Source organism: Pseudomonas sp. S2_E02 (genome assembly GCF_054668355.1).
Genome location: NZ_CP162761.1, coordinates 2,078,854 through 2,092,017, shown reverse-complemented (window position 1 = coordinate 2,092,017; position 13,164 = coordinate 2,078,854). Strand labels below are relative to the sequence as shown.

General features: G+C 60.6%; 8 protein-coding genes. 4 read left to right on the top strand and 4 right to left on the bottom strand.

All coding sequences use genetic code 11. From position 1 onward, the window contains the following. Position 1 precedes the first annotated feature (1 nt). The 4 genes from AB4O01_RS09280 to AB4O01_RS09265 all read right to left on the bottom strand — a co-directional run bounded on the left by AB4O01_RS09280 (position 2) and on the right by AB4O01_RS09265 (position 8,251). Entirely contained in the window at positions 2-3,166 is a 3,165-nt protein-coding gene (locus tag AB4O01_RS09280; protein WP_460091454.1) for a hybrid sensor histidine kinase/response regulator, read from the bottom strand. A gap of 86 nt (positions 3,167-3,252) precedes the next feature. Then, positions 3,253-4,440 carry a response regulator cyclic di-GMP phosphodiesterase PvrR gene (gene pvrR / locus AB4O01_RS09275; protein ID WP_460091452.1) on the bottom strand — a complete coding sequence of 396 codons (1,188 nt, stop codon included), beginning with the start codon at positions 4,438-4,440 and terminating at the stop codon, positions 3,253-3,255. Further along, positions 4,427-7,228, bottom strand: coding sequence for an ATP-binding protein (locus tag AB4O01_RS09270; RefSeq protein ID WP_460091451.1), 2,802 nt, complete (start codon positions 7,226-7,228; stop codon positions 4,427-4,429). Before AB4O01_RS09270 ends, pvrR begins: the two co-directional genes overlap by 14 nt. A 54-nt stretch (positions 7,229-7,282) precedes the next feature. After that, positions 7,283-8,251 carry a fimbrial protein gene (locus AB4O01_RS09265; protein ID WP_460091450.1) on the bottom strand — a complete coding sequence of 323 codons (969 nt, stop codon included), beginning with the start codon at positions 8,249-8,251 and terminating at the stop codon, positions 7,283-7,285. Positions 8,252-8,430: 179 nt separating this feature from the next. Between AB4O01_RS09265 and AB4O01_RS09260 the strand changes: the two genes are divergently transcribed. The 4 genes from AB4O01_RS09260 to AB4O01_RS09245 all read left to right on the top strand — a co-directional run bounded on the left by AB4O01_RS09260 (position 8,431) and on the right by AB4O01_RS09245 (position 13,162). After that, positions 8,431-9,747, top strand: coding sequence for a hypothetical protein (locus tag AB4O01_RS09260; protein ID WP_460091449.1), 1,317 nt, complete (start codon positions 8,431-8,433; stop codon positions 9,745-9,747). A 255-nt stretch (positions 9,748-10,002) separates the two neighbouring features. Continuing rightward, a complete protein-coding gene (locus AB4O01_RS09255) occupies positions 10,003-10,485 on the top strand; it encodes a MarR family winged helix-turn-helix transcriptional regulator (RefSeq protein WP_150592326.1) in 483 nt (160 codons plus the stop codon). Next, positions 10,475-11,944, top strand: coding sequence for an efflux transporter outer membrane subunit (locus AB4O01_RS09250; RefSeq protein WP_460091447.1), 1,470 nt, complete (start codon positions 10,475-10,477; stop codon positions 11,942-11,944). The genes AB4O01_RS09255 and AB4O01_RS09250 overlap by 11 nt, the downstream gene beginning before the upstream one ends. 15 nt (positions 11,945-11,959) lie before the next feature. Then, a complete protein-coding gene (locus AB4O01_RS09245; protein WP_008082123.1) occupies positions 11,960-13,162 on the top strand; it encodes an HlyD family secretion protein in 1,203 nt (400 codons plus the stop codon). The last annotated feature ends 2 nt before the right edge of the window (positions 13,163-13,164 follow it).

Here is a 13,164-nt window from a genome sequence, read left to right as displayed (position 1 = left end):
GTTATTCGAGGGAGTCGAGCAGATCTTGCAGCCGCGTCAGATTTTGTCGCACCGCCACGGCCAGAGCGGGCGTCACTGCCATGCCGGTCAAGCGGTATTCCAGCTCGACAAACGCGCTGGCCAAGGCATTGATCTGCACCGCACCCAGCGCTCCCGCCATGCTGTGCAGTTGCTGCGCCACGCTATTGGCGTCGGCCGCATCCAGTGCTGCCAGGGTGGTCTGAATATCCTGGCGCAGGGTGGTGACAAACAACTCGCGCATTTTTGCTGATAGCGCCGGCGGGGCGTCGATAGCCGACGCCAGCGCGATTTTGCAATGCTGTTCCAGTTGCGCGCGCAACGTCGCGAGGTTCAGCGGCTTGACCATCCACGCGTTCATGCCGACGGCGGCGCAACGTTCGCCTTCTTCGCGCAGGGCGTTGGCGGTGACGCCGATGATCGGCAGCGTCGCGTCCTGTTGGCGTACGGCCTCGGCCAGCCGGTAGCCATTCATGACGGGCATATTGACGTCGGTCAGCAGCAGATCGAAACGACCGGGCGCCCACTGTGCCAAGGCCTGTTCGCCATTCGCGACGACGACCACCGCGCAGCCCAGTGCTTCTAGTTGTTCCTTGATGATTGCCGCGTTGATCACGTTGTCTTCGGCCACCAGCACTTGCAGATTCAGTGGGCGGGTCTTTGCCTGCAACGAGGCTGGGCGCTGCGCATTGGTGCCGTGTTGTGCCAGATCAATCGCCCAGGCAATTGCGCGCACATCGTCGGCGTCGACCGCCCAGTCTGCACCATTCAGTTGCGACGGGTTTGGCCCGCCCGCTACGGCGACGATCCGTGGCCCGTTCCAGCGCGGGGCATTGTCGAGGGGCATGAGGTCCACCAGCAGCGCCGCCGATGGCGGCATCTCGGTTGTCACCAAGCGGCAATCCAGGCCAAAACGATTGAGCCAGGCGATGAGGTGCAGCGCCAGTTCGTTAACGGGTGCACGAACATAAACGGCGGGGCTTCCGGCCACGAACGCGGGGCAGTCGGCCAATGCGCCCGGCACGTTCTCCAACTCCAGTTGCAGGGTAAAACTGCTGCCCAGTCCGGGTTCACTGACCACGCTCAACTGACCGTGCATCAACTCGCACAGCCATTTGCAAATGGCCAGGCCCAGACCCGCGCCGACCTGACTGTCGGCATCGTTGACCTGATAGAAAGGATCGAACAACTGCGCTTGTTGCGCCTGGGAAATCCCCACGCCGGAATCACTGACCTGCCATTGCACTTGGGCGTTGCCAGCGGCGTTTTGCACCACCCGCACGCGCAATACCACGCGGCCGTTGTCGGTGAACTTGATCGCGTTGCTCAGCAGGTTGTTGAGGATCTGGCGGATGCGCAACGGGTCACCGCGCAGTCGGTCCGGCAACGTCGAATCGATGCAGGCATACAGTTGCAGGCCTTTGGCGCGGGCAAATGCGCTGTAAGTACGCACGACATCTTCAGTCAGCTCCAGCGGGCAGAAGTCCTGAAGCTCAAGGGTCATTTGCCCGGCCTCAATCTTCGACACATCTAGCACATCGCTGATCAGCTTGAACAGGCTGGCGGAGGAACGCTGGATGGTGTCCAGATAAACCTGCTGACGCGGCGCGAGCGGAGTCAGCCCGAGCAATTCAAGGGTGCCCAGCACGCCGTAAAGTGGCGTGCGAATTTCATGGCTCATGGTGGCGAGGAAGCGGCTCTTGGCCTGATTGGCCGAGTCGGCGGCCTGACGGGCTTCTTCCAGGGCGGCCGCGTCTTCGATGTGCCGGGTGACATCGTGCAACGCACACAACCAGGCATCCTGGCCCTGGTAACGGGTCGAGACGAAGGCCAGATGCAGATGACGCCCGTCGATCTCGAGATCGGCATGGCCGGACTCGCTGTGTGACTTGAGCAGGCTCATCAAACGGCTGCTGTCGTGCCATTGCTGGGCGCGCTGGTTTTCCAGGAGCACGTGGTGATCGCTGCGGCGAATCACGCACAGGCCGGTCGGTGCGGTGTCGATCACCGCACGGCTGAAGGCCTCGCTTTCGGCGATGCTCGCGTGCGCACTTTGCGCAGGCAGTATCACGCGCGCGGTGTACCAACGATTGATGACCCGACCACAACCAAGCAACGCCAGCACCACCGCCACGAGGCACAGCAATGGCCACAGCGCATAGCTGAGAAAACTGCGCAGGCTGATGACGTAGATCGCGGTCCAGTGCTGTGCGCCGGGGCTGCTCAGTTTGAACACCAGGCCGTCACGGTCGAAATTTATCCCCTCATCCAGTTCCTGGTCGGATCTCTGTGCGCCGGTCAAGACCACGCCGACCGGGGTGATCAAGGTGAAGTCATCGTAGATCGACCACTCCATCAAGCGCTCGATGTTGTTGACCTGGGACAGTTTCAGCAACGTGCCGAGCACCACCCAGGAATCGGCGCCCTCGATGGCCTGCATAGGCTGGAGCAGATTGATCCTGACGTAGGCCAGCAGCGTCGGCGTTGCCTCGTTGTCCTGAGTAGACGGGTAGGGCACCCAATGCACTTGACGATCAGCGACTGATGACTGCTCGCGTGCATGCTGGTTCACCTGGCTCATCACTTGGGCAAACGCGCCGATCTGCATCGGGCCGGCACCGCGCAAGCGCCCGGCGGAGGGCACGGCCACGTCGAAGTTGTCGGGGCCATTGAGCAGGATCACTTGCGGCGACTGATAGTGCGAGGCCGCCCAGAACGCGCTGTAGTAGGCGGCCAGATAACTGCCCAGCGCGAAAACCTTGGGGTACTGGTCGGCGGCGATTCTCTGCGGATCGATCTTTACGCTGAACGGCAGTGAGAACGGCAAGCCACGGCCCTCATAGACATTCGGGCCTTCCTCGGGCAGGGGTTTTTGCGAATAAGTGGGCAACACCACCAAAGGAAAATATTGGCCCTTGGCACTGGCCTGGGAGATATCGCGCAGGAACACTTCCTGCTCATGGATATTTTCCATCAACCGGGCGAAGTGAAATTGCAGGGTGTCGCGCTGTTCTTCGAGCATGCGTTGCACGCCCAGATAGCTGATGCCCAACAACAGCAACACCAGGGCGCCGAGCAGCAGCAGAGTTTTGTTCAAACGCAGCGAACTGCTGGCCAGTTTGTCCAGAAATGCATTGGTATGCGGCATTACAGCGCCTGACCAGCGGAGATGGGGCAGCCTTTGGACACAGTGACCTCGGTAGCGAGCGACGTTCAATAACAGCCACGTGCCGCTCAATAGGCAGTCGCCGGCCCGTCGTGGGTCAGCAAGTGCTGGAACTGATCGGCTGAAACGGCGTGGGAGATCAGGAAACCCTGAACCTGAGTGCAGTCGATTTTACGCAACAGAGCAAGTTCTTGTGCGGTTTCCACGCCTTCGGCCACTACGGTCAAACCCAATTGGCGACCGAGGCTGACAATACTGGTCAGCGCTTGCGCCATTTCGGCGTTGGCGTTGCAGCCTTGCACCAGCGCGCGGTCGATTTTCAGTTCGGTGAACGGCGCCGACACCAAGTTCATGTACGAGCTGTAGCCCTTGCCGAAATCATCCTGCGACAGACCAAAACCCTTGATCCGCAGACGGCAGGCGCCGGCGTAGAAATTGCTGATGTCATCGGGCACCGAGCACTCCATCAACTCGAAACAGATCCGCGCGGGCAAGCCCTGATGGGCAAGCACGAAAGCGAGGATGCGGTCGGGCAGGTCGTGGCTGTTGAGCAGGTGCGTGGGCAGGTTGACCGAAACCGGAATGTCATAGCCCTGTTCGCGCCACGTGGCTTGGGCGGCGATCGCCTGTTTCAGCACGCACCAGAGCAACGGCTCTTCGAGACCGAACGCAATCAACGCCGGCAAAAATACCCCGGGCAGCAGCGTGCCATGTTCGAGGTGATTCCAGCGTACCAGTGCTTCGGCGGCGACGATCCGGCCGTTGTTCAAGGCTTTTTTGGGTTGAAACCAGGCTTGCAGTTCGCCGTTGTCGAGGGCGTTGCAGATACTCTGGCGATCGATGCCGGGATGGCTCGCCGCCGGGACGCTCTGGCGCAGCGCCTGCAATTGATCGATCAGACAGCGCAGGGCGGCGGCATTCACCGGTTTCGAAATCAGCCCGATGACTTTCACTTGCAGGTTGCTCGCCACCAGGCTCGCGCCCATCAGCATGCGTCGTGAGGCGGCGCTCATGATCGCCAATGCCGGACGTGAGCGTTGCGCGGCAAGGCCCTGAATGAATTGCACGCCATCCATGCCCGGCATCAGCAGGTCGGTGAGCACCAGATCGAAGTCGCGTTGTTTCAAGCAGTCCAGTGCTTCTTCGCCGTCCTTGGCGCACGCCAGATCGAAGTCGCCCAACTCGCTGAACAGGTTCTGCAAGTACAGGTGCTGGAAGGGGTGATCTTCGACAATCAGAATGCTACAGGGCTTCATGGGCGACTCGTTCGTAGGGAGCCAGGACAGCGAACAAGGCTCGTAGCGTAAAAGGTTTGACCAGGCAGTGATTCATCCCGGCAGCCAGGCACAGCGCATCTTCACCGCGCAGGGCGTTGGCGGTCGCGCCGATGATCGGAATGCAGCAACCGAGGCGCCGCAGCGCTTTGGCCAGTTCGTAACCGTTGAGGCGGGGCATGTTGACGTCGGTCAGGACGATGTCGAACGCAGCATCGCGCCATTGCGACAAGGCCTCTTCGCCATCGCTGGCCAGCGCCACGGTGCAGCCCAGTTCTTCGAGCTGATCGCGCAGGATCAGTTGATTGATGACGTTGTCTTCGGCCACCAGAATGTGCAGGTGCAACGGGCGCAGGGCATGGGCTTCAGTGTCTGGCGGACGGTGGATAATCTGGCCGCTCTGGGCCTGGCGAACGGCCCGTTGAATCGCCAGGAGATCATTCAGGTTGACCTGCCAGCCGTCGCCGCTGAACTGCGGCTCATGGGCGCCGTCACCGCTGGCCAGTACGCGCGGCCCGCGCCATGTCAGGTTCGGGCGCTGTCCGAAGGCCGCGGGATACAGTTCCAGCAACACTGCCGTTGTATCAGGCTCGATGTCGTCCGGTGCGCCGATATGCGCGCGGGCGCCCCAACGACGCAACCAGCCACTGATGCTGTCGGCCAGTTCGCGGATCGGTGAGACCACATAAACGATATCCGCTGCCAATGGTGGCGAAGCGGCGGCTGGCGCCTCGCAGGAACGTTGCTCCAGCGGCACGCTCAGGGAAAAACTGCTGCCCAGGCCCGGCTCGCTGACCATGCGCAGAGTGCCGTTCATCAAATGCGTCAGACGTTGGCAAATGGGCAGACCGAGGCCCGTGCCGGCGACCACATTGGTGTTGCCGGCGGTCTGGTAGAACGGCTCGAAAATGAACGCCTGATCGTCATGGGCGATGCCTTTGCCGGTGTCGGAAACCTGCCATTGCAGGTTCACGCGTTCGCCTTCGCGAGCGAGCAGTCTGACCCGCAATACCACGCGCCCGGAATCGGTGAACTTGACCGCGTTGCTGAGCAGATTGTTGAGGATCTGCCGCACCCGACTGACATCGCCGATCAAGCGCTCAGGCAGTTGCGGGTCCAGGCAGGCATAGAGTTGCAGGCCTTTGCTTTGCGCGGCGGCGGCATAGCCTTGCACCACTTCGTGCACCAGTTCCGGGACGGAAAACTCGCTCAGCTCCAGCGCCAGTTGCCCGGCCTCGATCTTCGACACATCGAGCACGTCGCAAATCAACTGCAGCAACGTCGCCGATGATCCCTCGATCGCCCGCAGGTAACTTTTCTGCTGAGTGTCCAACTGTGTTCGCGCGAGCAGTTCCAGCGTGCCCAGCACACCGTAGAGCGGGGTGCGGATTTCGTGGCTCATGGTCGCCAGAAACAAGGTCTTGGCTTCGTTGGCAGCATCGGCCGATTGGCGTGCCTGTTCCAGTGCTGCTTCGATTTGTCGCCGAGCGCTGATGTCACTGAAGGCACAGAGCAAGACGTCTTCACCTTTGTAGCGGGTCGGCGCACAGCTCAGGTACAGGTGCCGACCGTCGGCAGTCTCGAAGTAATCGGTCAGGCACGGAGAGTGTTGGTCAAACGCATCGCGGATCCAGCCAGCCCCCAGTTGCTCGCTGCACTGGCCCAGCCATTGTCGGGCGAGGGTGTTATCCAGCACCACTTGACCGTCACTGCGGCGCAACACGCACAGCGCCACCGGCGCGGTCTGAATCACGTCGCGGCTGAACAGTTCGCTTTCCACCAGCGCCTGAATGCGCTGGATCGCCGGGGTAATGAAACGATGCTCCAGACGTCGGACCAACAGGCACACCAGGCTGATACTCAACACGCAAAACAGCAGCGCGCCGAGCATTTGTGGCCATAGGGCACGCAGTACCGCCAGCAAGTCGATGGAGTAAGTCAGCTGCCAGTCCGAGGATTTCAGCTGCTTGCGCAACACCAATTGCTCGGGCAGCCAGCCATCGCCAACGAAGCCGAAGAAATCCTGTTGTCGCAGCAACGGCAGGTGCTGTTCTGGCGGTGGTTTGTGGCTGTTGCTGAACAGCGGTTTGCCTTGTGAGTTGAACATGGTGAACTCGCCGGCACTGTGGTCGTTCAAGGCTCTGGAGACTTCACGGTCGTCCATTTCCAGACCAAGCCAGCCGGAGTGGACGTCGCGTTCATCCAGGCGGATGAAGATGTACAGCCGCGAGTGGCCGTCTGCAGCATGGGTCAGCCACAGTTCCGATAATGTCGCCGTGAGCTTGAGCGACTCCAGTTGATCCAGCGTGGACTGTGGCAACCCGACGACCAGCGGCGTCGCGTTGTATAGCCGCAATACATGACCGCCGTTGCTGACATACAGCAGATTGAGCTGCTTGGCTTTCAGGTAATCGCGCATGCGCTGGGTCAGCCAGATGCTCCATTGCTTGCCCGGCGTTTGCCCCAGCAGCAGACGGATTTCCTCTTCGGACACTGGCACGTTGATTTCGGCCTTGCGCGTGGCCGACAGGCTCAGGCTTTCCAGCAGCGCTTCGCGGGTGGTGAAAAACGTATGCGCCTCAGCGATGGCGCTGCTCATGTAGCTGCGCCGCTGAGAAATCTCATTGTTGAAGGTAAACAGCAGGAAGCTGTAGACGCCGCCGAGAATGCCCACCAGCAGGACCAGGGCAAAAATGCGCAGCAGACGCCGCGCCGCATCGGGCGAGGACAGGAGCGGGCTGATCTGATGGAGGTAGTTCTTCAATCTCATCCCGGCACTCTAGGCAGGGCCGGGAGCGGGGAAAATCAGACGATCCTTAGAATGCTATAGGTAGTTGACGATGAAGGTGACTTCGGTGTTGGCGCTGCCGGCCTTGAGTTCGCCCGTGGGCAGACGGTAGTACGCGGCGGTTAACGGGATCTTGAAATCGGTGCCGGTGGTGGTGAAGGCGTTGAACGGGTAGGTGGTATCGAAGGAAATCGGCTGCCCGACATCGTTCATCAATTGCAGGCCGATGCCGCTGGCGGTGGAGGTGCTGTTGAGGGCGACGATGCCCTTGGTCGCGTCGATGACGGGCGTGGTGGCTTTGAGTGAATAGGTGACTTTCTTGATGCCGGTCTGGCACTGATTCAGGGCAATGTCGAAGCGCACGGTGCGGGGTTTGGCGCCCGCGTCGCTAAAGTCCTGGAGTTGATAGTCATCGCCCATCGCGACCGGGACGGAAGGGGTCTGGCAGGAGGCGGCGTTCAGCACGATGGGGTTCATCAGGTTAAGTTTCTTCAGGATCAGATCATCGTCCTGCAGGCTGCCCAGATACCCCGCGTCGATGTTGACTTTTGACGTCAGCTCGCCGGTCTTGATGATTTCCAGACGCACAGAGTTCGCGCCGAAGCCATAGGCGGAGTTGGCGGCGATGGCTTGCAAAGCTGTTTCGTAACGGCTCAGGGCTTGGAACCAGACGCGGTAGGACAGTCCGCTCTTGCCCAGCGGAAAAATACTGTCCGTACCGGTGGCAGTGCCCAGTTTCGGATTCATCTGAATGCCAAACAGGGAAATCTTCGAGCAACTCCAGACATGGGCGGTTGACTGCACGGTGTCCTGATAGACCACGGTGCCATTGGGTGTGTCGGCAGGAATGGTCAGACTGGAACTGGCGAGACTGGCGCCAAAATTGAGGGTTTCAGTCTTTGAGTCGACTGCAACACAGCTGCCGGCCATCACGTTCGAGGCGCAGGCAAACAAGGTGGCTGCGATACAGAACAGGAGCGGGCGCTGGACTTTGAAACGCTTCATGAAGAGGGTTTACGTAATTGGCCAAAGAGCGGCGTACGTTAAACGCGGTGTATACCGATGGACATCAGGCGATTCTTAGAACACCCTCGCGCGAATCTGCAAACGCAACGATGTATTAGACTCACCTGAGCCTGAAAACCGTGCAGATTGTGCGTCCCCCGGTTTACCAGAGAGGTCATATGGTCCGCTTGAGTATGGTCTTGCTCGGTCACGACTTTGTCCGCAAGCGTTGGTCCGCGCTGGCGTTGACGGGCATTGTCTGGGGCGCGGCCGGTGTGGGCATCTTCATTGATGCGCTGGACGGTGTTCTGTATTTCCCGCTGCATCTTTTCGGTTATCTGTTGTTGCTCGAAGCGCTGATCCTGCTGCTGGTGCCGGCACCGCAAGCCGGGACCGCTGCGGCCCTGCGCAGAGCGCGCGGACTGGCTTTTCTCTTGTTGGGGCTGCTGATCGTCGACCGGCAACATGCTGCCGGGCTGATTCTGGCAGTGCTGTTTGGCGGGGCTTTCATCATTGATGGGGGCTTCAGGCTAGCGGCTGCGCTGGTGGTGCGCTTTGTCGGTTGGCGAGTGTCGCTGCTGGCGGGGCTGTTCGAAATCGGCTTTGGCGTGTTTATCCTTGAGCCGTATCCGACGCTGTATAAGGGCACGGTGCCGTTTTGCATTGGCATGAGCCTGTTTCTTTCGGGCTGCGCGTTGTTGCGGCAATCCGTGCGCTTCAAAAACCAGTTGCCGTTGACCAGTCCTGCTGCAGTGAGTGCGCCGGCCAGCAGCGACGCGTTGGTGATTCATGTCTGGACCCCCAGCGGCACAGTCGATGACACCCTGGTGCGCAATCGGCTACTTAACCGCTACATCGCAGCAGTCGACATCAACGGCGTTATCTCCGCCGGCCATGCGGCACTGGAATGCGGCCCGGACATTTACATCAGCCATTACCCGCAGGACGACATCGATCGTTCGGCGGGAGATTTTGTGCGCTTGCTGCGGGCGACGCCGAACAACGATGTTGCCGGCCGGTTTCTGCCCGACTATGCCGGTGAGGTGGCGGACTGGTGTCCGTCTTCGGTGCAAGTCAGTTTTGCCCATTACGACCCCCGGCGTCTGCATGCATTCTGGACGGAGTATCGGCAGAACAGCACGTACAACCTGACCAGTCGCAACTGTTCCAGTGCCGTCGCCCATAGTCTCGAAGCGGCCTTGGAAGGGGCGATGAACCGGGGGCATTCGAGCATGCTCGATTTCGCTCGAATCATTTTCAGCCCCGAGTTCTGGGTTGCCGCGCAAGTGCGCAAACGCGCCGAGGCGATGGCCTGGACGCCCGGACTGGTGCTCGACTATGCGCGAGCGTTGCATGCTGCGATCGAGCCGGCGCCGCCGGGCTGGCACAGCATTTATGCGGTGAGCAAGCGTGCGCTTGGGTATGTGGCCACTGCGTTGCGCGGGAGAGAGGTGCATCCTGTGCAGCCGCCTGTGCATCCATCTGACGAATCCTGACCGAACTTACACCGAGTCGCGCCCTTCGCGAGCAAGCTCGCTCCCACAGGTTTTGTGCCGTTGCCAATATTGTTTGGCTGACGCAAGACCCTGTGGGAGCGAGCTTGCTCGCGAAAGCGTCCGCGTGGGCGCCGCAAAAACCAACTCCATTGGTCAACTAATTGCAAAGCAACCTAACTATTACGTTGACATTCGCTGCCTAGGCAGTAACATCTCGACATACATTCACTGCCTAGGCAGTTATTAGGTGAGCAAATGAAGCATTTCACCCCGGACGAATTCAAACACTGCCATCTCGGCCTGTTGCTTGGCCGTGCCGCGCTGCTCAAGGACCGGATCATCGACACCCATATGGAACCCCACGGCATCACCGCCGCGCAGTTCAAGGTGTTGATCATCATGGCCCAGTTCGGCGTCGATACCCCGGCCGAACTATGCCGGCACCTGTCGCTCGACAGCGGTTCGATGACGCGCATGCTCGATCGTCTGGAGCAGAAAGGTTTCCTAGTTCGCCAACGCAGCGAAGGCGATCGCCGTCAGGTGCAACTGAAACTGACCGAACAGGGCCAGCAACTGGCCGATCGCCTGCCGCACATCGGCGCCGACGCAATGAATGAACTGGCCGGCGCCGTCACTCCGGACGAGTTGAAGACCCTGGAATACATCCTCAAGAAAATTCTGCTGGCAGCCGGTGACCCGATCACCATCCAGCGGTTAGGTGAACACAATGAGCGGTAAAACCTTGCGCAGCAGCCTGACGCTGGTGCTGTCGGCGATGATCCTCGCCGGCTGCGCCAACTACAGCGGCCTCGACACTCAAGGCAAAAGCCTTGATGCGAAAAGCCTCAATGCCAGCCAATCCCTCAACGGCGTGACCCTGTCGCCAGCCGCGTGGCCGAAAAGCGACTGGTGGACCAGCCTCGGCGATCCGCAACTCGACGGTCTGATCCGCGAAGCGCTGCACGACAGCCCGGACATGCAAATCGCCGAAGCACGCGCCCATCAGGCCAGTGCCGCCGCGTATGCCGCCGACGCCGAACGCTATCCGACCCTCGACGCCAGCGCCGGCATCAGCCGTTCGCGTCTGGCCAAGGATCAGGACCCGCGAGGGCAGGGCGATGCCTACGCCACCGTGCGTAACGTCAGCGCCGGTTTCAATTACAACTTCGACCTCTGGGGCGGCCAGCGTGATGCCTGGGAAGCTGCACTCGGTCAGGCCCGCGCCGCTGAAGTTGATCTTCAGGCTGCGCAGTTGACGCTTGCCGCCGATGTCGCTCGTGCCTACAGCGATCTCGGTCAGGCGCACATCGTTTATGACCTGGCGAACGAAGACCTCAAGCGCACCAAACAGATGCTCGATTTGAGCCAGCGTCGCCTGAGTTCCGGGATCGACAGTCAGTACCAGTTCCAGCAAACACAAAGTCTGGAAGCCAGTTCCGAAGCCAGCCTGATCGATGCGGAAAAACGCCTGAACAGCGCCAAGATCGCCTTGGCCGTGCTGCTCGGCAAAGGCCCGGATCGCGGCAACGAAATCGCCCGACCGAAAGTCCTACAAGCCAGCGCTGTCGCCGTGCCGTCGGTGCTGCCGGCGGAACTGCTCGGTCGTCGCCCGGATCTGGTTGCTGCACGCTGGCGGGTAGAAGCCGCGAGCAAGGACATCGACTCGGCGAAAACCCGCTTCTATCCCAACTTGAACCTCACGGCCTCGGCCGGTGCCGAATCTTTGTTGGGTGACGCGATGTTCGGTTCGGCCAGTCGCTTCTTCAACATTGCCCCGACCATCTCGGTGCCGATCTTCGACGGCGGACGCCTGCGCGCCAACCTCGATGCGCGCGACGCCGATTACGATCTGGCGGTGGCGCAGTACAACAAAAGTCTGGTGAAAGCACTGGGCGATGTCAGCGACACGATCAACCAGTTGCGTGACATCGGCCGGCAGATCGGTGCGCAGCAGCACGCCACCGACATTGCTCAGGATTCTTACAACACCGTCGTCCAGCGTTACGGTTCCGGCATCGGCAACTACCTGGACGTGCTCAGCATCGAGCAGCAATTGCTCCAGGCCCAGCGTCAACTGGCCAACCTCAATGCTGAGCAGATCGACCTGTCGATTCAACTGATGCAAGCGCTGGGCGGCGGCTTCCAGGGTGACACCCTGACCGCAGCCAACGCCACCCCAGCCACGCCGCACAACTAATTCAAGGTACTTGTCATGGCCACTGCCGAAAATACCCAAGCTCAAGGCAACACCCCGGACACCGGCAACCCGCGCAAACGCAAAGTCATGCTGCTGGTGCTCGCCGTTGTGGTTGCACTCGCCTGCGCCGGCGTCTGGGCGTATCACGAATTCATCGGGCGCTTTAACGAAAGCACCGACGATGCCTACGTCAACGGCAACGTCGTCGAAATCACCCCGCTGGTGACTGGCACCGTGGTCAGCATTGGTGCTGACGATGGTGATCTGGTTCACGAAGGTCAGGTGCTGATCAACTTCGACCCGAACGATGCCGAAGTCGGCCTGCAAAGTGCCCAGGCGAAACTGGCGCGCACCGTGCGTCAGGTGCGTGGTCTGTACAGCAACGTTGACGGCATGAAAGCCCAGGTCAACGCGCAGCAGGCCGAAGTGCAGAAAGCCCAGGACAACTACAACCGCCGGAAGAACCTGGCACAGGGCGGCGCGATTTCCCAGGAAGAACTGTCCCACGCTCGCGACGACCTGACCTCGGCGCAAAACGCCCTGGCCAACGCCAAGCAGCAACTGAAAACCACCAGCGCGCTGGTCGATGACACCGTGGTGTCGTCGCATCCGGACGTGATGTCGGCCGCTGCCGATCTGCGTCAGGCTTACCTGACCAATGCCCGCAGCACTTTGATCGCGCCGGTCACCGGTTATGTCGCCAAGCGCACCGTGCAACTCGGTCAGCGTGTGCAACCGGGCACGGCGTTGATGGCGGTGATTCCGCTGGATCAGCTGTGGATCGACGCCAACTTCAAGGAAACCCAACTGCGTGACATGCGCATCGGTCAGCCGGTCGATATCGAATCCGACATCTACGGCAGCGACGTGAAATACAGCGGCACCGTCGACAGCCTCGGCGCCGGCACCGGTAGCGCGTTTGCTCTGCTGCCAGCGCAGAACGCTACCGGTAACTGGATCAAGATCGTGCAGCGTGTGCCGGTGCGCATTCACATCAACGCCGAAGAATTGGCCAAGCATCCGCTGCGCGTCGGTCTGTCGACCAATGTTGAAGTGAATCTGCATGACCAGAGCGGTCCGGTATTGGCCCAGCAGCCGCCGCAGAAGGCCTCGTTCAGCACCAATGTTTACGACCGCCAACTGGCCGAAGCCGACGCGATGATTGCGCAGCTGATCCACGACAACAGCGCCGCGGTGAGCAAAACCGCGCAACGCTGAGA